Here is a 21124-nt window from a genome sequence, read left to right on the forward strand (position 1 = left end):
GCTCACCGAGGAGAAATCAGGGTAGGCGGCGGGACAGGAAGTCGCGGATCAACGAAACCACCTGTTCGAGAGCAGATTCGAGCAGGAAGTGCCCACCGTCGAGCAGATGGATCTCGGGGTCCACGGCATCGTCGGCGAAGGCACGAGCACCGTCAGGCCCGAAGAACGGGTCCTTGTCACCCCACACCGCGAGCACCGGAACCGCACTGGCTCTGAGGTATTCATGCAAGGCCGGGTACAGCTTCGGATTCGACTGGTAGTCCAGGAACAGCTTCAGCTGGATCTCGGTGCTGCCTGGCCGCGACAGCAGGGCGAAATCGTGGTTCCAGGTGTCCGGGCTGACGAGGCTCTCATCCGAGACCCCACCCAGGTACTGAAGCTTCGTCGCATCCAGTGACAGAAACTGCGCCAACGTCGCGGCGGTCTCGGGTGTCTGCTCGCGCTGATAGGCCCAGACGCCTTCCCAACCGGAGGGCACGAAGCCGGCGTCGTACCCGTTGCCGTTCTGAGTGATGATCGCCGTGATGGCGTCCGGATCTCGCAACGCCAGGCGCCAGCCGACCGGTGCCCCGTAGTCCTGCACGTACATCGCGAACCGCGTGACGCCGAGGTGCTCCAGCAGCCCGGCCGTGTGGTCGGCCAACGCGTCGAAGGTGTAGTCGAATCCGGCCACCGATGGGGCGTCGGACAGCCCGAAGCCCAGAAAGTCCGGCGCGATCACCCGGTACCGGTCGGACAGCTCCGGAATCAGGTGCCGGAACATGAAGGAGCTGGTGGGAAACCCGTGCAGCAGCACGATCACCGGGGCGTCGACAGCCCCGGCCTCCCGGTAGAAGATCTGCCGACCGGCGACGGTCGCATACCGATGATGCACAGCCATAACTAACTCCTAAAGAGGTTTTTAGCGGTTACATCATGGAATCCGAATACCTGTAACCTGTCAAGTAGCATTTGGAGGTTAGATATGGATCTTGCGCTGACCGGCGCCGACGACGAGGCGCTGCTGCTCGACCTGTTGAACACCACGCCGGTGGTCGACGGCATTCCCACTGACACCTTGGCCGAGTTCGACGACGCCGCCGCGTGGATGCGGGCGCACGGAATCGACGCTGATGAACGGGAGTGGACGAACCTCACCCAAGCGCGGACCATCCTGCAGAACATCGTGCGCGACGTGCTGTCACCGGCTGCGCTCGCGCCCATCCTGTCCGACGTGCTGGTGTCCCCCACCGCAACGGACCACGGGGTCGACTGGCAGCTGAGCGGAGCCACCGGCGCCGTGCGCGCGGCGCTGGCCTGGGACCGCCTTCGGATCACCGGTCCCGGACGGCTGCGCCCCTGCGCCAACACCGATTGCCAGCTGTTTCTCATCGACCGCAGCAAGCCGAACACCGCGCGCTGGTGTTCCATGGCGGTGTGCGGCAACCGGATGAAGGCCCGGCGCCACCACAGCCGCAGCCGCGGAGAATAGCTGTCGCCGACGCGCGTTGAGCAGCACGACCCTCGAGGAGCCAGAGAACAGTGTCAGCCACACACGGGTCCGCGTCGTTCACCGGAGCTGTGGCCGCACCACACGTGCTGGCCACCGAAGCGGGCGCGCGCGCCTATCGCGACGGTGGTAGCGCCATCGATGCCGCCATCGCCGCGGCCGCCGTGCTGACGGTGATCTACCCCCACAATGTGGCCCTCGGGGTGACCTCATCGCCCTCGTGCGCACTCCGGACGGGCGGATTCGGTGTGTCAACGCCTCGGGCTGGGCGGGCAGCGACGTTGATCTGTCCGCACTGCGCTCGGTCCACGGAATCGCGCTGCCTGTGCGCGGCGCGGACACCGTCACCGTCCCCGGTGGTGTGCGCGGCTGGGAAGCCCTACGGCCGCACGGAAGTCGGCTGCCGTGGAGTCGACTGCTGGAAGCGGCACACGACACCGCCACCCAGGACACACCGGTCGCCCAATCTCTGGCCGACCATCTTGTCGATCCCGACAATGCCGATCTCTTCGGGACCAGCGACATCGACCGCGTGTTCACCTCCGGGGGCCGGCGGCTGCGGCGGGGAGAGACGTTTCGCCAACCGGAACTGGCGCAGACCTTCCGGGTGCTGCGCGAGGAAGGTCCTGACAGCTTCTACGAGGGTGCCCTGGCCGAAAACATGGTCGCGTTCCTGCGCAGTCGCGGGTCAGTACTGACCATCGACGATTTTGCGGAGTTCGACTCCGAGATCAGCGACCCGGTATCGGTGGCCTTCGGCGATCTCACCGTGTCGACGAGCCCGCCCAACACGCACGGATTCCTTCTGGTACGCGCACTTCGCGCCGTCGAGGAACTCGGCATCACCGACCCGCTGGGGGCCGACCTCGGCACCTTGATGCGGATCTTCCATCGGGGCAACGAGCTACGATCGCGGTTTCTCGCAGATCCACGCCAGACCCATGTCGACGTCGACCAGCTCATCAATGCCGATCTGGGCAGCTTCTCCCCCACCGCGGCGCCGGTGCCGGTGGCGCCGGTACCGCGCGGCGATACGGTGGGGATCGCCGCAGCAGACAGCGACGGATACGCCGTCTCGTTGATCCAGAGCGTTTACCACGCGTTCGGGTCGGGACTGATCGATCCCGCGACCGGCATCCTGTTCCACAACCGGGGCACGAGTTTCACCCTCGACCCGCAGTCCCCCAACGCCATCGCCGCGCGCAAGCGGCCGGCTCACACCTTGATGCCCGCCATGACCACGCAGGACGGAGCGGTTCGTCATGTGCTCTCGACCATGGGCGGCCAGGGCCAGCCGCAGATCATCGCCCAGCTTCTGCTGCGGATGCTGGCCGGGTCGAGTGCAGAAGGCGCACTGGCGGCTCCACGCGCCGTTGTCGGCCCACAAGCCGGCGGCGACACCATCGACACCGTCTCCGGAGAGGCGCACCTTTGGCTGTCAGCACGAGATTCCCTGGCCCGCAGTGGCTTTCCGATCCATCACGTGCCAGTGCACACCGAGGCCATGGGCCAGTCCAATGCGGTGGTGATCGCCGTCGACGGATCCATGACGGCAGCATCGGATCCACGCTCCGATGGGTCCGCCTCCGTGGTCAACTATCAGCGTCATCGGCGGGCTTGAGCAGGCGGTTGCCGGTTGCGGCAATCGGGTGAACGCGCAGCGGCACCAACGAACGAGGGGCTAGCTCACAGATTCACTGTGCGCCAACGTCTGCCGGCGGCGGCGACAGTTACCGCCCACGGTGAGACCCCGGCCACAGCCTGAGTTAGGGTACCCTAACCTCCATGAGATTCGGTGTGCTGCTGAACGCGGGGGCCGTCCTGGGCGCCACCCCTGCCGACGTCTTCGACCTCACGGCGCGTCAGGCCGAACTCGCCGAGGACCTCGGGTACGACGACCTCTGGGTCACCGAACACCACTTCATCCGCTTCGGCATCAACCCGAGTTCACTGACCACCGCGGCGTTCCTGCTCGGGCGCACCCGCACCATCAGGGTGGGCACGTCGGTGGTGCTCTCGCCGCTGTGCCATCCCGTCGAACTCGCCGAGCGCGCGGCCTTGCTGGACCAACTCAGCGGCGGCCGCTTCGAACTCGGCCTGGGTCGCGGCGGCTACCGCAAGGACTACGAGCGCCTCGACATCGACTTCACCCGCTGGGACGACGAACCTCACGGCACCGCCGAACGGCTGCTGGATCTGTGGGCGTCGGACACCGACCTGCAGCCACCGCCGCGCACCGGCCCCCACCCGCCCATCTCACTGGCCACCTCCAGCGATGCCGGGGTGAAGTGCGCCGCCACCAACGGTCTTGCGCTGCAACACTATTTCGCCACCCCCGCGGCAGCCCGGGTGGCCCTGGAGCAGCGTTACCAGCAGGCGGCTGGCGATACCCAGGTCGACCACCTGCACACGGTGATCGCCCTGGTCGACGAAGCTCCGGATGCCCGCGACCGGCTGGCCGCAGCACTGAGCAATTCCTTCCGTGAGGGCAACCACCCCCATGTGCCACAGGCACCGGAGCGCCACCTCGGACCCGACGGCACTCCCCTGGACCCCGACGCCATGGCACAGATGGTGGCGGGGCAGGCGATCATCGGATCGGTCGGCCGGGTGGTCGACGAACTCGCCGACTTCCTCCTCCATACGGGAGCGCGCCGCGTCGCCGTCTACCACGAAGCATCCGGCGACCCCGAGCGCACCGTCCGGTCATTACGGGATTTCGCCGATCACGTCATACCCCAGTTCGCGCAGTGGTGAAGCACTGATCGGCCGTGAGGCCCACCACCACCGTGAAGCGAGCCTTCCCGTCGGCAATTACCGCTGCCGGCGGGTCCCATCGAACCCACGTATCCAACACCGCGCGTTCAGCGTCGGCAAACGTTCCGGGGAGCCGGTAGGCGACACCCAGCAAGTGTGGCCGCAGTGCCTCGAACCCGTCAGCGCGTCGAGCGGCAGAGTCACGAAACGGAGCGTAGCCTCGGGCTGGATTGTCACGGGCGGGCACAGGATATGAGGCTTTCCCGGCGCGCCGGGAGTGGGCGCGCAATGTCACCGAGATGGACGTCCAGCAACGAATTCAGTCGCCGTGTTACCCGCAGGAAAACTATTCCGTCGTTACACCTCGCAGCAACGATTGGAACCGTATATTTTCCGTCCATGGCAATAGCTGAACCGCCGGCCCCCGCCACCACCGGTAAGGGCCTGCAGGCCGGTGCACTCGGGCTCGTCGGCAACATCGTCATCGGCTTGGCCGCCGTCGCACCCGCCTACAGCCTGGCTGCGACCCTCGGCTACGTGGTGCTGGCGGTAGGCGACAAAGCACCGTCGATGTTCGTCCTGGCGTTCATCCCGATGCTGCTGGTCGCGTTCGCCTACAAAGAGCTTGCACAAGACACCCCGGACTGCGGCACCACCTTCACCTGGGGCGCCAAGGCTTTCGGGCCGTGGGTCGGCTGGATCGGTGGCTGGGGTCTGGCCGTGTCGGCAATCATCGTGCTGGCCAATGTCTCCGAAGTCGCCGCCATCTACCTGTTCAAATTTCTCGGCCTGGACTCGCTGACCGAGAACCTGACCGCCAAGGTGCTCCTCGGCTCCTTCTTCATCATCGCGATGACACTGTTGAGCGCTCGCGGCATCGTCGTGTCCGAGCGGGTACAGAATGTGCTGATCGCGGTGCAGTTCGGCGTGCTGATCGTGGTCAGCATCATCGCGCTGTTCCGGGTGTTCGCCGGAACCGCGGGCGAACAGGCGATCTCACCGTCGCTGTCCTGGCTGATACCCACCGGTCTCGACTCGTCGTCCATCGCCGCGGCCATCATCTTGTGCATCTTCATCTACTGGGGCTGGGACGCCTGCCTGGCCGTCGGCGAAGAGACCAAGAACCCGGGCAAGACTCCGGGCATCGCCGCCGTCATCACCACGCTGATACTGGTGTGCACCTACGTCCTGGTCGCCTACGCCGTGCAGAGCTTCGCCGGCTTCGGTGACACCGGCATCGGGCTGAACAACGAAGAGAACATCGACGATGTGCTGACGATTCTCGGCGAGCCCGTGGCCGGTGCCATCGCGGCGTCGCTGCTGCTGTTGACCGTCTCGATCTCCGGGTTGTCGTCCACTCAGACCACCATCTTGCCCACCGCCCGTGGCACCTTGTCGATGGCGGTCTACGAAGCCATCCCCAAGCGCTTCGCCAGCGTCCACCCCCGTTACATGACACCGGCTTTCGGCACCATCGTCATGGGCATCGCCGCGCTGTTCTTCTACCTGGTTCTGAGTTTCCTCTCGGAGAACGCACTGGCGGACTCGGTGGCGTCGCTGGGCTTGGCGGTCGCGTTCTACTACGGCATCACCGCGTACGCGTGTGTCTGGTACTTCCGACGGACGTTGTTCCAGTCGGCGCGCAACCTGTTCTTCCGCGGTATCTTCCCGCTGCTGGGCGCCATCGCGATGACATGGGCATTCATCACCAGCGCCATTGACATGATCCAGCCGGATTACGGTTATACCGCCTTCGGCCCCATCGGCGGCGTGTTCGTCCTCGGCGTCGGCATGCTGGTCCTCGGCATCCCGCTGATGCTGGCCTGCTTCGCCTTCGGCACCAAGCGGTTCTTCCGCGGCGAGACGTTGAACGCCTCGACCGAAGTCAAGGTCCCGGATACCTTCTGAGGTGAAAGCGCAGGATTCACAATGCATCTGACAGTTGGGTATCTGGCCACACCCACCGGCAAGGACGGTATCGCCCTGGCCGCGGAGCTGGCGCTGACGTTCGACGCCGAGGTCGACGTGGTGCTGATCGTCCGCGAAGAGTTGCCCGACGGGCACCCCGGGCGCGCCGAGTACCAGCAAATGCTGGTGAGTAAAGGCGAGAAGTGGGTGGCCGAAGCAGTGGCCACACTGGCCGACTGGGGTGTCACCGCCGGGTCGGCGGTACTGGTCGGAGAGTCGTTCGCCGAGTCACTGATCGAGTTCGCCCAGGGCAAGTCCTCGGACATGATCGTGGTGGGCGGCGCCAAGGACGGCTTCTTCGGCGGGCACACCATCGGCCCGGTGGCAGGGGCTCTGCTGCACTGCTCTCCTGTCCCAGTGGCTCTGGCGCCTCGGGGATGGGGCGACGAGCCTCCGGTGAAGATCACCGAGATCACTGTCGCCGTGCCTACCTCCGACCGCACCGACAACCCGCTGCCCATCGCGTTGACGCTGGCCAGTGCTGCCGCACTGCCGCTGCGGATGGTGTCATTGGTGACCATCGAGAATGTCTCCGAGGACAGCTCCCAGGCCGACACCCGTCGCCTGCAGATCGAGGCAGCCGAGCAGAACCTGCTCACGGCCGCCCGCTCGGTTCCCGAGGCTCCCGACATCCAGTCCCTGGTGGCCGACGGCACGACGCTGGAATCGGCCCTGCGCAAGTTGAAATGGGCCGACGGCGACGTGCTGGTGGTGGGATCCAGCCGCTTTGCGGCTCCGCGCCGGATCTTCCTGGGGTCGACGGCCGCACGCATTCTTGCCGGCGTGGATGTGCCGGTGATCGTCGTGCCGAAGAACTAGTTCCACAGGACTGGATCCCCATCGGGCAATCCGGCCTGCCGTGACGCCGCAGACTACCGCGGTCTCGGTGCTCTACACCGGCGCCAGCAGCCGGCGGGTAACCGTGGAGTCCAACACCGCCACCGTCGACCCCACCACTGTGATCAGAGTGGGCTCCAACAAGTTCGACGTGAACGTGAACGACACCGCCTTGGCAGCCCCCATCCCGGGAACACCCCACCCCCGTCGGCGCGGTCGCCGACGTAGATAGCACCTCCACCCAGGCATCTCTCCGCCCAGGTGGAGGCCGGGTGCCTCAACCGGCACCAGGCCATTCCCGACAAAGCCTCTCGAAGCATTCATGAGGGTCTGAACTAGCCCCTTGACAGAATAAGCACTGGCGTCAATATTTGCTATCGGTGGCGGCTCACGAAAGGACCCCGATGGCTGCGCACAGCACGCCGGCGATCACGCGGGCGCGGAAGCGGTGTCGCCACAATCCCCGCGGTACCTCGCATCGCTGTGAAATGGTCGCGAAGGTCGGTTTTAGAGATACCTGGAACCCGCGTCAGCAAACGTTGAAGCAGTCGAGTCAGCGCGCAGCAAAGTGGTTCGACAGACAAACGCCAACACCTCAAAGTGCCAACCGGAAGATGGAGAACGTGTGATGCGTCCAATCGTCGGTATGACCTGGGTGGGAACGGCGGCCGCAGCCGTCGCAGTTGGCACGCTGCTCGGGCCCGCGCCAGCCGCTTGGGCATCGGATGACGGCACCAAACCCACAGCCTCTGCCGTGTCCGACACCGACACCGACACCGACACCGACACCGACACCGACACCGACACCGACAGTACCGATTCGAGTACGGACCGGAACGCCGACACCGCCGACGAACCCACCGACGAACCCACCGACGAACTCACCGACGACGAGAGTACCGACGAACCCACCGACGAACCCACCGACGAAGAGGGAGCGGACGAGCCGGAGGATTCCCACAGATTCGGCGTCGAGCCGGTAACCGACCACAAGGAAGATCAAGGCTCGGACCGGGACATAGTTGATTCGCACACAGGGGAAATCACCGCAGGTACCGGGCCGGCACCCGACGCTGACAGCCAGTCTGACATCGTGTCCGACAACGACAGTGAGGTGGCAGAGCCTGCCTCGGCAATCGAAGCCGACCCAGGCGAACCTCCGCACGTATGGACGGAGTTCGTCAAGGACCCCATCGTGGAAACCCGCCCGCTGCGGGCCTTCGTGCTCGACACACTGGGCCTTTTCGGCTTCCGACCCGAACAGGCACCCGGAAGACCCAATGACCCACTGCTCGAAGGGATTTGGGGTTTGTATCGAAGAATGGAGTCCTTCTTCGCCAACCAACGCCCCACGGTGACATCGGCCGAAGTCCAGCAGTCCGTGGTCACCAACGACGGTCTGCTGCACATCACCTTCACTGCCGGTTTCCATGATTACGATGGCGACCCGCTGAGCTTCACCGTTGGCAACGGGACTCACGGAACCGTCACCGCAAACGGCAACGGTACCTATACCTACGTAGTCGCAGCGGACTTCGAGGGCACGGACACGATCTCGATCACCGCTGCCGACAACGGCTTCCACGTACAAGGGATCCTGGATTCGCTTCGACCCAACGTCTCGTATGGCACCACCGCGACGGTGATGATCAACGTGTCCGACGACGCGCCGCAGGCAGTGGTGGTTCCCGGGCTCGGCAACACGTGGACGGTGATGGTGCACTCGAGCCTGCGCCGGCAGGAGACCACTGCCGAGCTTCCCGACCACGTCAGCGTCGAGGGGAGGCGTACCAGTAACAAGGTCGTCGTCCGAGTCACTGATTACGATTGGCTACGTGCGAATCCCGGTGCCGCAGTGAACATCACGGTGACCGCGCTGGACGCCGCCGGCGAGACAGTGCAATTCGCACTTCCAGTGGGACAGGCCAGCAACTTCATCGGCCTCATCAACACCTATCAGGGTCCGGTGCCGGCGCCGCGAACCTGGCAGGACGACATCCCTTCGCTTCCCAGCGGCCTCACCTACACCCATCTGGTGGGTGATGACAGCCGTTTCGTGCTGCTGCGCTCGGACGGCACTGCAGTCAGCGTCAACCGGTCTAACGACGACCCACCGGAACTGCCGCCGCTGGCGCCCGGGCAGAGATACACACAGGTGGCCATGGCGGCGGAACACATCGCGCTGCTGCGAGATGACGGCACCATTGTGGTGGTCGGGGACGAGGGGGCCGTGCCCCTGGAATTTCCAGTCCCCCCGCAGGGAGCCACCTACAGTCGGATCGCCGCTGGCAACAACTACATCGTGGCTCTACGGTCCGACGGCACGGTCGTCCAGATCGGGCGGTACTCCCGGGCTGGCAGTCCGGCAGTGACCATGTTGGCGCCAGCGGCAGGCACTCACTACACCCAGGTGGCCGGCGGAGACGACCTCACCGTCCTGTTGCGCTCCGACGGGGCTGTCACGATCACGGGTCGACCTGCTCTGGTGCCCGAGGTGCCTGCACTGCCCGTCGGCGTCACCTACACCCAGATCGCCGCTGCCGGTGAAACCGTGATGCTGTTACGCTCCGACGGCGTTGCGCTCATCATTCGCGACAGGTTCGTGCAACCGTCTGTCGTGACAGCTCCGGCCGGCATGACCTACACCCGCGTTGTCCTCGGCTATGGCCCCTACCCAACGCTGCTCAGGTCCGACGGCGCCGTGGTCGCGGTTCGGGCAAACACGGGTCGCACTCTCACCGCCGCCTTGCCTCCGGAAGGCAACGCCTACACGGAGGTGTTCCACTTCGGCGAATTCCTGGCGACGTTCAGCAGTCCGGCGGCGCTACCGTAGTCTCCGCCGAACAGAGGTCAGCGCTTGGTGAAAATGGTGCGGTGCCAGCCCTTCTCGGCCACCGCGGTGATATCGCTCATCACGTGCTTGATGGTGAGGTACTCCTCGAAGGAGTAGTCGCTCATGTCCTTGCCGAACCCGGAGGCGCCGACACCACCGTGCGGCATCTCGCTGATGATCGGGATGTGGTCGTTGATCCACACGCAGCCTGCGCTGATCTCCCGTGACGCGCGCTGCGCGCGATAGACGTCCCGGGTCCACGCCGAAGCCGCCAGACCGTACTCGGTGTCGTTGGCCTGGCGCAGAGCGTCGTCGTCATCGGTGAACGCGCGCACGGTGAGTACCGGTCCGAAGATCTCGTCGCGGTAGATCTCGGAATCCTCGGCGACGTCGGCGACCAGCGTCGGGCGGTAGAAGGCGCCCGGAAGATCCGGCGCCACACCACCTGTCACGATTCGCCCGCCCTGGCCCGGTGCACGCTCGACCATGCCGGCGACCTTCGCGCGATGGGCGAAGGAGATCAGCGGGCCCAGGTCGGTGTCCGGATCAGCCGGGTCGCCGACGACGATCTTGCTCATCACCTCGCCGACACCCACCACGAAGTCGTCGTAGAGGTCGCGCGCCACGATGGCGCGGGTGGCCGCAGTGCAGTCCTGGCCGGTGTTGATCAGTGACGCAGCAACGGCACCCTGGATGGCGGCGTCGAGGTCGGCGTCGTCGAACACCACGAACGGCGCCTTACCTCCGAGTTCGAGCTGCGTGCGGTGACCGTGCACCGCCGCGGCGGCCATCACCTTGCGACCCACCGGCGTCGATCCGGTGAAGGTCACCACGTCGACACCCGGGTGGCCCGCCAGCGCGGTTCCGACATCATGGCCGGCGCCGGTGACGACATTGAGGACACCGTCGGGCAGTCCCGCCTCGGTGGCGATCCTGGCCAGGGTCAGTGTGGTCAGCGGTGTCAGCTCGGCGGGCTTGATCACCACGGCGCAGCCCGCGGCCAGCGCCGGGATCACCTTCCACACCGCCATCTGCAGCGGGTAGTTCCACGGCGTGATGGTGGCGACCACCCCGACCGCTTCGCGACGGATGCTCGAGGTGTGGTCGCCGGAGTACTCGGCGGTGGCCTTGCCCTCGAGATGGCGGGCGGCACCGGCGAAGAAGGCGACGTTGTCGATGCTGCCCGGCACGTCGAACTCGGTGGCCAACCGGACCGGTTTACCGGTCTGGCTGACCTCCTCGGCGATGAACACCGCAGAGTTGGCCTCCATGAGTTCGGCGAGCTTGGCCAGCACCGCCGAGCGCTCCGCCGGGGTGGCCGCCGACCAGCCCCTGAACGCCCTGCGCGCCGAGGCCACCGCGGCATCGACGTCGGCGGGAGTGGCCAGTGCCAGCTCCGCGACGGTGTTGCCGTTGGCCGGGTTGATCACGGCGTGCACGGGGCCGGCGGTCTGCACAGCAGCGCCGTCGATCCAGCTGGAGGCCACGGCCGCAGAAAGAGCAGTCATGGCTGCAACGGTAACCGAACAGCAGTACCCAGACCAGCGGTAATTGTACGCATTCAATCGACACGGGCGGATCAGACTGAGGATATTGATTGTATTAGTTGCCTGCAGCAACTGATTCCGTGCACAATCAGGGGTATGCGCGAATCGGGAGGAGCCGGCTCCGGGCAGTTTCGCGCGGGGTCGCAGGGGTCATCGGTGCCTGCGATGCAGCTTGACGAGCTTTCCAAGGCCATCATCGAGAATCTTCAGCAGGATGGTCGTCGATCCTATGCCGGGATCGGCAAGGCTGTCGGCCTGTCCGAGGCGGCCGTGCGGCAACGGGTGCAGCGCCTGGTTGATGCCGGAGTGATGCAGATCGTGGCGGTCACCGATCCCATGCAACTCGGGTTCGCCCGCCAGGCCATGATCGGCATCCGGTGCACCGGCGACACTCTCAAGGTGGCCGATCAACTGGCCAAGATCGATTCCGTCGACTACGTGGTGCTCACCGCGGGGTCCTTCGACGCCATCGTCGAGGTGGTCTGCGAGGACGACGACGACCTGCTGGACCTGCTCAACACTCAAATCCGCGCTGTCCCAGGGGTGATATCAACCGAGACGTTGGTCTATCTGAAATTGGTTAAACAGCAATATAATTGGGGTACGCGATGACTATCGACACAGGACAGGATCTGTCCGCCAAGGCTGACCGCCATCTCTGGGGTCACTTCTCCCGACACGGCGCGGGCATCACTCCGCCGATCATCACCCGAGGTGAGGGTGTCACCATCTGGGACAGCAACGGCAAGAGCTACATCGACGGGCTGTCCGGACTTTTCGTGGTGCAGGTGGGCCACGGCCGCAAGGAACTCGCCGAGGCCGCCGCCAAGCAGGCCGAGCAGTTGGCGTTCTTCCCACTGTGGTCGTACGCCACACCCAGTGCCATCGAACTGGCTGAGCGCGTGGCCGGGTACGCGCCCGGCGACCTGAACAGGGTGTTCTTCACCACCGGCGGCGGCGAAGCCGTCGAGAGCGCGTGGAAGCTGGCCAAGCAGTACTACAAGCTCACCGGAAAACCGGGCAAACACAAGGTGGTCTCGCGAGCCATCGCCTACCACGGCACACCGCAGGGCGCGCTGGCCATCACCGGCATCCCGGCGTTCAAAGCGCCGTTCGAGCCGCTGACCCCGGGCGGGTTCCGCGCACCGAACACCAACTTCTACCGTGCGCCAGCACAATTCGCCCACGACGAGAAGGCGTTCGGCCAGTACTGCGCCGACCGCATCGCCGAGGCCATCGAGTTCGAGGGGCCCGACACCGTGGCCGCGGTGTTCCTGGAGCCCGTGCAGAACGCCGGCGGCTGCTTCCCGCCGCCGCCGGGATACTTCGAGCGGGTCCGCGAGATCTGCGACGAGTACGACGTGCTCCTGGTTTCCGACGAGGTGATCTGCGCCTACGGTCGGATCGGTTCGATGTTCGCGTGCAACGATTTCGGCTACACCCCGGACATCATCACCTGCGCCAAGGGCCTGACGTCGGGCTACTCCCCCATCGGGGCGATGGTCGCCAGCGACCGACTGTTCGAGCCGTTCAACGATGGCAAGACGGTCTTCGGACACGGCTACACCTTCGGCGGCCATCCGGTGTCGGCGGCGGTGGCGCTGGCCAACCTGGATATCTTCGAGCGTGAAGGTCTCAACGACCGGGTGAAAGAGAACGCCCCGGCGTTCAAGGCCACCCTCGAACAGCTCTACGACCTGCCGATCGTCGGCGATGTCCGCGGCGAGGGCTACTTCTACGGCATCGAACTGGTCAAGGACAAGACCACCAAGGAAACGTTCGACGACGAGGAGAGCGAGCGTCTGCTGCGTGGGTTCCTGACGCCCGCGCTGTGGGAGGCCGGGCTGTACTGCCGCGCCGACGACCGCGGCGATCCGGTGGTGCAGCTGGCGCCGCCGCTGATCTGCGGCCAGAAGGAGTTCGACGCCATCTACGACATCCTGCGCAACGTCCTGACCGAGGCATCCGCCCGGATGTAGGACATTCCACGTTTCGGCCCCTCTGCCCGGCCTGGGCAGGGGGGCCGATTCTGTGTGGCTTCAGACGAGCACGGACTTCGCCCGGTGTGACCGCGCCGTAAAACCCGCACTGATCCGTTGGCAGCTGTCACCCACGGCCAGCATCTGTCGGCGTGACACCGGATCCAGGAAGTACGTGCGGACGATCTGGGCATAGGTCACCAACGCCGGCGCCAACCGCATCCGTCCGGCATGGGTGATGGTCGCCACCACACCACGGCGGTCATGCTTGCTGGTACTGCGGATCACCAAACCCTGGGCTTCCATACGGCTGACTTGCTGGGTGAGCCGACTGGGCATGAGCACCAGCGCATCGGCGAGATCACCCATCCTGGCCGAGCCGTCGTCGGACTTTGCCAGCGCCTGAAGCAGCATGACGTCGCACAGAGTGAAGTTGTGCTCGAGCGACAGAGCCCGCTGCAGGACGTCACCGATCCGCGCGGCGGATTCACTGAACTGCAGCCAGCACTCGTGTTCCGCGTCATCGAGTCCCGACAGCGGAACATCGAGCTTCGGCGTACCCCCCTGGAATTCGGGCTCCACAGCCCGCGAGGTATCAGCACAGACACCGTCCACCACGTCGATCGTCCCCCGATCTTCGTTTGCGGTCCCTCTGCACATCGTCAGAAGGCTCACAGTCAGGTCGGTAGTTCGCATTCCGACCCAGGTTCTACGTTGTTTCATGTGATAGCTGAGGCACCGCCGTCATCATCAAAAATGGTGCTTCGAGCCAAGTAAACAGCCAACGCCGAAAGATTGCTAGCGTCAGGTCCGGACGAATGTCCGATGCAGACATGGGACGCCACGACGCGCTTGGTGGACGAGAATCGCGGGCCAGTGGCGGAGCTGTCCGTCCGCCATGCCCTGCTGCCAGCGCAGGCCTCACAGACAACAACATTCACATCAGCCACAGCGCGGCTCACCGAAATGCCGCCGCGGGTCGCTTAATCTCCATCCCGATGGCGACCACACGACCCCTGTTCCGGCACGCAGCCGCGCTCGCGGTGGCGCTGCTGACGCTGAGCAGTCCGGCGATGGCACACGCCGAGCCCGAAGCCTGCCCCTACCGGGTCACCACCCCGCCGGCCGTCGACGCCTCCGAGGTGCCCAAGCCCGGTGACCCCACCCCGCAACCACTGGCCGTGCCTGCCAAACCCGTGGGCGGCGAAGCCCTGGGGGGCTGCGGCATCATCGCCGCGCCCGGCACTCCACCGGTGCCCGAGGATGTCTCCGCAGAATCCTGGATCGTGGCCGACATGGACACCGGTGACGTGATCGCCGCCCGCGACCCGCACGGCCGCCACCGCCCCGCCAGCGTCATCAAGGTGCTGACCGCGCTGGCGTCGCTCAAGGAACTCAACCTCAACAAGCAGGTGCCGGGAACCCAGGACGACGCCAACGCCGAGGGCACCAAGGTGGGTGTGGGCCCCGGTGGCTTCTACACCGTCAACGACCTGCTGCACGGGCTGATGATGCACTCCGGCAACGATGCCGCCCATGCACTGGCGATGCAGCTGGGCGGCTGGGACGCAGCGCTCGGCAAGCTCAACACCCTGGCCAGCCAGCTCGGCGGCCGCGACACCCGGGCTGCCACACCCTCAGGCCTGGACGGCCCCGGCATGAGCACCTCGGCTTACGACCTGGCCCTCTTCTACCGGTACGCCTGGCAGAACCCGACTTTCACCGACATCGTGCGAACCCAGTCCTTCGACTTCCCCGGCCGCGACGGCAATCCGCCCTACGAGGTGGTCAACGACGTCAAGCTGCTCTACAACTACCCCGGCGCACTCGGCGGCAAGACCGGCTACACCGACGACGCCGGCCAGACGTTTGTCGGCGGCGCGGAGCGCGACGGGCGCCGCCTGGTGGCGGTACTGCTGAAGGGCACCCGACAGCCGATCGCGCCGTGGGAGCAGGCGGCCCGGCTCCTCGACTACGGCTTCAGCCTGCCCGTGGGCACCAAGGTCGGCGAGCTGGTGGATCCGGACCCGGCGCTGCTGCCCAAGGAGGCCGCCCGCACCGACGAGATGGCCGCCACCGCGGCCGCTCAGGCTGCGAGCTTGGTTCCGGCCGCCGACGCCGTGCCGGTGCGGGTGGGCGTCGCAGTGGTGGGCACCATCGTGGTGTTCGGACTGATCCTGGCCGCCCGCGCGGTCAATCGTCGTTCCCGCGCTGCCTGAGCTTCGAAAGCCCGAGCGCACCAACGGCTCCCGCCACCACGGCAGCCGCGGCCTGCACGGGGCCGATACCCGGTCGGGTCATCACCCTGGTGTTGATCACGGCGGGTTCCGGCGGCGGGATGACGTCCTCGCGCAGGTTGTCTCTCGACGTGGCAGCCCACGCGGTGGAAAAAAGGACCAGGCGTGCGGTGATGTAGGCGAAGACCATCAGACCCAGCACCGGACCGAACGTTGCGCCGGCAGGTCCGCTCACCACCGACACCAGGTAGATCGATGCCACCAGCTTGAAGACCTCGAAGCCGACAGCGGCGATCAACCCCGCTCGGATACTGCTGCGGAAGCTGATCGACTCCCGGGGCAACCGGGCGATCATCCAGGTGAACAACAACCAGGACACCGCCAGTGACATCAGCCGGGACGCGATCTGCAACACCACTCCGAGCCCTGGCGCTTCCCCGATACCGAAGAACTCCAGCACGCTGCGCATGGTCGCACCGCTGCCCAGCGCGGTGAGTGCAAACGTCAACAAGATCGCCACGAACGCCGATACCAGCGCCAGCAGATCCGACAGTTTGGTGCGGATGAAGCCAGGTGGCTCGTCGCGGAAACGCCCCCACATCTGGCTCAGGGCCTCACGCAGATTCGCCATCCATCCCAGCCCGGCCCACGCCGCGGTGGCCAGGCCGATGACTCCGACGGTGGTCCGGGAGTCGATGGCCGAGTCCATCAGGCCGACGAGTTGCTCGCCCATGTCACCGGAGATGGTGGTGCGGATCCAGCCCGCGACGTCGGCCATCAGCTCCGGCCGACTGGCCAGCACAAAACCACCGATCGCAAAACCCACCATCAGCAGCGGGAACAGCGCGAAGATGGTGAAGTAGGTGATGCCGGCGGCGTAGAAATCGCCCTTGGTGTTCGTGTAACGCTCTTGGGCCAGCATCACGTGGTCGAACCAATGCCAGCGGGCGCGATACCGGTCGAGAAACCCCGGCTTGTCCCCTGCTGCCTCGTCGACCTCGGTGTCGACTTCAGACCGGGCCGGTCCTGTCACTGCCAGCCTCCCAAGACGTCAACTCTGCTGAGGTAGAAAACCTAGACGGTCATATACCCGCCGCAACGTCTTTGCAGACACTTCACGGGCTCTTGCCGCACCGGCGGCCAGAATCGCCTCCAACTCCGCCTGATCTGCCAGTAACTCATCAACGCGCGCCTTGATCGGTGTGACGAACTCCACCACCGCGTCGGCGGTGTCCTTCTTCAGATCGCCGTAGCCGCGACCCTGGTAGCCGGCGACCAGAGCGTCGATGTCCGTTCCGGTGACCGCGGACTGGATGGTCAGCAGGTTGGACACTCCCGCTTTGGCGTCCCGGTCGAACCGGATCTCGCGTTCGCTGTCAGTGACTGCCGAACGAATCTTCTTGGCGGTCTTGGCCGGATCATCGAGCAGACTGATCAGTCCCGCGTCGGAGGCGGCGGACTTGCTCATCTTGGCAGTCGGGTCAGCCAGATCCTGGATTTTGGCGGTGGTCTTCGGGATCATCGCTTCCGGTACCACGAACAGCTTCTTGTACTGGGAGTTCAACCGCTGAGCGAGATCTCGGGCCAGCTCCAGGTGCTGTCGCTGGTCCTCTCCCACCGGCACCAGGTCGGTGTTGTAGAGCAGCACGTCGGCAGCCATCAACACCGGATAGGTGAACAGGCCCACAGTGGTGGCGTCACTGCCCTGCTTCTGCGACTTGTCCTTGAACTGCGTCATCCGGGAGGCCTGGCCGAAACCGGTGAAACAGCCCAGCACCCAAGCCAATTCGGCGTGAGCAGGGACATGGCTCTGGACGAACACGGTCGCCTTCGACGGATCGATGCCCAACGCGAGGTACTGCGCCGCGGTCACCAGGGTGCGGCGCCGTAGCACCTTGGGATCCTGCGCAACGGTGATGGCATGCAGGTCGACAACGCAGAAATAGGCGTCGTAGCCCTCCTGCAGCGCCACCCACTGTCTGACCGCGCCGAGTGCGTTGCCGAGGTGCAGGGAATCGCTGGTGGGTTGCGCGCCGGAGAACACGACCTGGCGGCGGGCAACATCCTGGACGGCAGGAGTGGAGTCGCTCATGATCAGGCGATCATTTCATGCCGGTCACCGGAGGTTGTAGGTCAGGAGTATTCGACCGTCACCGGCGCGTGATCGGACCAGCGCAGTGCGTAGGCCTCGGGCCGTTCCACCCGGGCGGAGACGGTGCGGGCAGCCAGCTGGGCGTTCGCCAGGTGGTAGTCGATGCGCCAGCCCGCGTCGTTGTCGAAGGCCTTGCCACGCCAGGACCACCAGCTGTACGGGCCTGCCACATCCGGGTGCAGGTGGCGGACGACGTCCACCCAGCCCGCGTCAAGCAACTCCCCCACCCACTGCCGCTCGCTGGGCAGGAAGCCGGACTTCTTGACGTTCGCCTTCCACGCCTTGATGTCGTTTTCGGTGTGCGCGATGTTCCAGTCACCGCACACCACCGCGTCACGGCCCGAGGTGCTCAACTCGGACATCCGCTTGGCCAGCGCCACCATGAAGCGTTCTTTCTCCAGCTGGCGTGGCGTCTCAGCCTCCCCGGTCTGGACGTACACACTGGCCACGGTCAGGTTCTCGATATCGACTTCCAGGTAGCGGCCGTGCTCGGCGAACTCGTCGATCCCCACGCCTACCCGGACAGCATCGAACGGGTGCCTGCTCAGCACGGCGACGCCGTTTCGGCCCTTGAGGTGGGGTTCGGCGGATGCCAGATGCCAGCAGTCGTCGAGCGCAGGGGCCAGTGCGGAGGCCAGCTGTTCGTCGTCGGCGCGGGTCTCCTGCAGGCAGACCACATCGGCGCTGGTCTGGGCCAGCCAGGGCAGCAGCCCCAGGTTGTCGGCGGAGCGGTGCTTGACCGCGGCCCGGATGCCGTTGACGTTGATGGTGCTGACGATCACGGAGCACGACCCTAACGCAGCTGTTTGCCGAAAACCGAACCCGGGAGTATTGCGGTACCGCCGGTATCACCTTAATGTCGGTCGACATGAACTCCCCTGCCGCCGGCGTAGCGCCGATCCATCTGGGGACGGGTGAACCGGTCCTGCTTCTGCACCCGTTCCTGTGCTCGCAGAATGTCTGGCGCACCGTGGCCGAGCAGCTGGCCGAGCGCGCCGGATTCGAGGTGTTCGCTCCGACCATGGCCGGCCATCGCGGTGGGCCGGCCGTACATTCCTGGTTCATGGACACCGCCGTGCTGGTGGACCACGTCGAGCGCCAGCTCGACGAATTGGGTTGGGAGACTGCGCATGTGGTGGGTAACTCCCTCGGCGGCTGGGTCGCCTTCGAGCTGGAGCGCAGGGGTCGCGCCCGGACGCTGACGGCGATCGCACCAGCCGGTGGCTGGACGCGGCACTCTCCCACCAAGTACGAGACCATCTTCAAATTCCTCGCCGGCGGCCCGGCGTTGCTGGCAGCACGGCTGCTGGGGCCGAGAATCCTGGACCTGCCGTTTGCTCGCAGGCTGGCAACACTGCCTGTCAGCGGCCCCGCCGACGGCCCCAGCGAACCCGACCTGCGGGCCCTCGTCGAAGACGCCACCCACTGTCATGCCTATATCGCCTTGCTGATCAAGACGCTGACCGCACCCGGACTGCTCGAGCTGGCCGAGATTCGCACACCGGTACAGCTCGTTCTCGCCGAGAAGGACCGGGTGTTCCCCAGCCCACGGGGCAACCGGCACTTCACCGACAACCTGCCCAGTCACTCCGTGGTGCACCGGCTGGGCGGCGTCGGCCACATCCCGATGCTCGAGGCGCCCGGCGTGGTGACCGAGCTCATCGCCGATTTTGTCGACGCGCACCGGTCACCGGAGCAAGCAGCACCGCCCGCCTGACCCCTTGGTTTCGGCACCCGGCCGAGTGCCTTGCGACGCCCTACCGGCATGTCGCGGGCTTACCCGCTGGCACCCGAGCTCAGGGGTGCGATACGCTGCATCACGGTCATGAGTGCCAGCACATAGCCCCGGCTTGCTGGCCGGCAACCCTCCAACCGCGGTGGGGTGCCCCGGGAGACGACCAGGTTGAGTAGCCGCTAGCGGCTACACGGCAAGCGCGGGTCCGGCAATGGAACGGGCCCCCAGAACTGATGGAGGCTCGACAGTCGTGACTGAACCCACCGATCCCACCCTGAACTGGTCGTTCGAGACCAAGCAGATCCACGCCGGCCAGAGCCCCGACCCTGCCACCAACGCACGGGCCCTGCCGATCTACCAGACCACGTCGTACACGTTCCGTGACACCGACCACGCCGCGGCACTGTTCGGGCTGGCCGAGCCGGGCAACATCTACACCCGGATCATGAACCCCACCACCGATGTGGTGGAACAGCGCATCGCCGCCCTCGAAGGGGGTGTCGCGGCGTTGTTCCTGGCCTCCGGCCAGGCCGCCGAGACCTTCGCCATCCTCAACCTGGCCGCCGCAGGTGATCACATCGTGTCCAGCCCCCGGCTCTACGGCGGCACCTACAACCTCTTCCATTACACGCTGCCCAAGCTGGGTATCGAGGTGACCTTCGTCGACGACCCGGACAATCTCGACTCCTGGCGTGCCGCAGTGCGTCCCAACACCAAGGCGTTCTTCGGCGAGACCATCTCCAACCCGCAGATCGACCTGTTGGACACCCCCGGCGTCTCGGCTGTCGCACACGAACACGGCGTCCCGTTGATCGTCGACAACACCATCGCCACCCCCTACCTGATCCAACCGATCAGCCAGGGTGCCGACATCGTGGTGCACTCGGCCACCAAGTACCTCGGCGGACACGGTTCGGCCATCGCCGGCGTGATCGTCGACGGCGGTACCTTCGACTGGACTCAGGGTCGGCACCCCGGCTTCACCACCCCGGATCCCAGCTACCACGGCGTGGTGTTCGCCGATCTGGGCGCACCGGCATTCGCACTCAAGGCGCGGGTGCAGTTGCTGCGCGACCTCGGCTCGGCGGCATCGCCGTTCAACGCGTTCCTGATCGCCCAGGGGCTCGAGACCCTCAGCCTGCGCATCGAGCGCCATGTCGCCAATGCCCAGAAGGTGGCCGAGTTCCTCGAAGCCCGCGACGACGTGTTGTCGGTCAACTACGCCGGCCTGCCGTCGTCACCGTGGCACGAGCGAGCAAAGACGTTGGCGCCCAAGGGAACCGGAGCGGTTCTGGCATTCGAGCTGGCCGGCGGGCTGGCGGCCGGCAAGGCTTTTGTCGACGCACTGACCTTGCACAGCCATGTGGCCAACATCGGCGACGTGCGGTCACTGGTGATACACCCGGCCTCGACCACGCACGCGCAGCTGACGCCGGAAGAGCAGCTGACCACCGGTGTGACTCCCGGCTTGGTGCGCCTGGCCGTGGGGATCGAGGGCATCGACGACATCCTGGCCGACCTCGAGCAGGGCTTCGCCGCGGCGAACGCGGTCGGGGCCTCCGATCCGCATGCCCTGGCGGCGTTTTGAGC

18 protein-coding genes and 1 riboswitch are annotated in these 21124 nt (G+C 65.8%); of the genes, 11 read left to right on the forward strand and 7 right to left on the reverse strand.

All coding sequences use genetic code 11. The annotated features are described in order from the left end of the window. Positions 1–16: 16 nt before the first annotated feature. Positions 17–880 (reverse strand): alpha/beta fold hydrolase, encoded by an 864-nt coding sequence (locus BVC93_RS02940; protein WP_083735870.1) that lies wholly within the window; start codon positions 878–880, stop codon positions 17–19. A gap of 84 nt (positions 881–964) precedes the next feature. Here BVC93_RS02940 and BVC93_RS02945 point away from each other — a divergent pair, with 84 nt between their 5' ends. The 5 genes from BVC93_RS02945 (at position 965) to BVC93_RS02970 (ending at position 7033) form a co-directional block, all read left to right on the forward strand. Next, positions 965–1471: a CGNR zinc finger domain-containing protein gene (locus tag BVC93_RS02945; protein WP_083735871.1), complete on the forward strand. Its 507-nt coding sequence runs from the start codon at positions 965–967 to the stop codon at positions 1469–1471. Positions 1472–1709: 238 nt separating this feature from the next. Further along, positions 1710–3110, forward strand: coding sequence for a gamma-glutamyltransferase (locus BVC93_RS02950; protein ID WP_335583108.1), 1401 nt, complete (start codon positions 1710–1712; stop codon positions 3108–3110). A 164-nt stretch (positions 3111–3274) separates the two neighbouring features. Further along, a complete protein-coding gene (locus tag BVC93_RS02955) occupies positions 3275–4246 on the forward strand; it encodes an LLM class flavin-dependent oxidoreductase (RefSeq protein ID WP_083735872.1) in 972 nt (323 codons plus the stop codon). A 399-nt stretch (positions 4247–4645) separates the two neighbouring features. Further along, positions 4646–6154 (forward strand): APC family permease, encoded by a 1509-nt coding sequence (locus tag BVC93_RS02965; RefSeq protein WP_083735873.1) that lies wholly within the window; start codon positions 4646–4648, stop codon positions 6152–6154. Positions 6155–6175: 21 nt separating this feature from the next. Beyond that, positions 6176–7033, forward strand: a complete 858-nt coding sequence (locus tag BVC93_RS02970; RefSeq protein ID WP_083735874.1) for a universal stress protein — start codon at positions 6176–6178, stop codon at positions 7031–7033. Between the two features lie 72 nt (positions 7034–7105). On the opposite strand, the gene BVC93_RS34485 is transcribed toward BVC93_RS02970, so the two are convergent. Then, positions 7106–7237 carry a hypothetical protein gene (locus BVC93_RS34485; RefSeq protein ID WP_257788985.1) on the reverse strand — a complete coding sequence of 44 codons (132 nt, stop codon included), beginning with the start codon at positions 7235–7237 and terminating at the stop codon, positions 7106–7108. Positions 7238–7679: 442 nt separating this feature from the next. On the opposite strand from BVC93_RS34485, the gene BVC93_RS02980 reads away from it, so the two are divergent. After that, positions 7680–9884 carry an Ig-like domain-containing protein gene (locus tag BVC93_RS02980; protein WP_236950387.1) on the forward strand — a complete coding sequence of 735 codons (2205 nt, stop codon included), beginning with the start codon at positions 7680–7682 and terminating at the stop codon, positions 9882–9884. A 17-nt stretch (positions 9885–9901) separates the two neighbouring features. Here BVC93_RS02980 and BVC93_RS02985 read toward each other — a convergent pair whose 3' ends face one another. Next, a complete protein-coding gene (locus BVC93_RS02985; RefSeq protein ID WP_083735877.1) occupies positions 9902–11392 on the reverse strand; it encodes a gamma-aminobutyraldehyde dehydrogenase in 1491 nt (496 codons plus the stop codon). A gap of 204 nt (positions 11393–11596) precedes the next feature. Here BVC93_RS02985 and BVC93_RS02990 point away from each other — a divergent pair, with 204 nt between their 5' ends. Continuing rightward, on the forward strand, positions 11597–12043 hold the full coding sequence (locus tag BVC93_RS02990; RefSeq protein ID WP_083740754.1) for an Lrp/AsnC family transcriptional regulator: 447 nt from the start codon (positions 11597–11599) through the stop codon (positions 12041–12043). Continuing rightward, positions 12040–13410, forward strand: coding sequence for an aspartate aminotransferase family protein (locus BVC93_RS02995; protein ID WP_083735878.1), 1371 nt, complete (start codon positions 12040–12042; stop codon positions 13408–13410). The genes BVC93_RS02990 and BVC93_RS02995 overlap by 4 nt, the downstream gene beginning before the upstream one ends. Before the next feature lie 60 nt (positions 13411–13470). Here BVC93_RS02995 and BVC93_RS03000 read toward each other — a convergent pair whose 3' ends face one another. Beyond that, positions 13471–14025 carry a MarR family winged helix-turn-helix transcriptional regulator gene (locus BVC93_RS03000; protein WP_335583109.1) on the reverse strand — a complete coding sequence of 185 codons (555 nt, stop codon included), beginning with the start codon at positions 14023–14025 and terminating at the stop codon, positions 13471–13473. A gap of 383 nt (positions 14026–14408) precedes the next feature. On the opposite strand from BVC93_RS03000, the gene BVC93_RS03005 reads away from it, so the two are divergent. After that, complete coding sequence (locus BVC93_RS03005) at positions 14409–15629, forward strand: D-alanyl-D-alanine carboxypeptidase family protein (protein WP_083735880.1); 1221 nt, start codon at positions 14409–14411, stop codon at positions 15627–15629. Here BVC93_RS03005 and yhjD read toward each other — a convergent pair. Genes yhjD through BVC93_RS03020 form a run of 3 tightly spaced genes read right to left on the reverse strand, consistent with a single transcriptional unit; the run spans position 15604 to position 18581 of the window. After that, a complete protein-coding gene (gene yhjD / locus BVC93_RS03010; RefSeq protein WP_236950223.1) occupies positions 15604–16680 on the reverse strand; it encodes an inner membrane protein YhjD in 1077 nt (358 codons plus the stop codon). The two genes, BVC93_RS03005 and yhjD, sit on opposite strands and share 26 nt — an antisense overlap. 18 nt (positions 16681–16698) lie before the next feature. Beyond that, on the reverse strand, positions 16699–17739 hold the full coding sequence (gene trpS / locus BVC93_RS03015; RefSeq protein ID WP_083735881.1) for a tryptophan--tRNA ligase: 1041 nt from the start codon (positions 17737–17739) through the stop codon (positions 16699–16701). Between the two features lie 41 nt (positions 17740–17780). Next, positions 17781–18581, reverse strand: coding sequence for an exodeoxyribonuclease III (locus BVC93_RS03020; protein WP_083735882.1), 801 nt, complete (start codon positions 18579–18581; stop codon positions 17781–17783). An 86-nt stretch (positions 18582–18667) separates the two neighbouring features. Here BVC93_RS03020 and BVC93_RS03025 point away from each other — a divergent pair, with 86 nt between their 5' ends. After that, entirely contained in the window at positions 18668–19516 is an 849-nt protein-coding gene (locus tag BVC93_RS03025) for an alpha/beta fold hydrolase (protein ID WP_083735883.1), read from the forward strand. 104 nt (positions 19517–19620) lie between these two features. After that, a riboswitch (SAM riboswitch) is annotated at positions 19621–19740 on the forward strand. A gap of 5 nt (positions 19741–19745) precedes the next feature. Further along, positions 19746–21122, forward strand: coding sequence for a bifunctional o-acetylhomoserine/o-acetylserine sulfhydrylase (locus BVC93_RS03030; RefSeq protein ID WP_083735884.1), 1377 nt, complete (start codon positions 19746–19748; stop codon positions 21120–21122). Positions 21123–21124 lie beyond the last annotated feature (2 nt).

It is taken from the genome of Mycobacterium sp. MS1601, assembly GCF_001984215.1.
In the GTDB taxonomy this organism is placed as follows: domain Bacteria; phylum Actinomycetota; class Actinomycetes; order Mycobacteriales; family Mycobacteriaceae; genus Mycobacterium.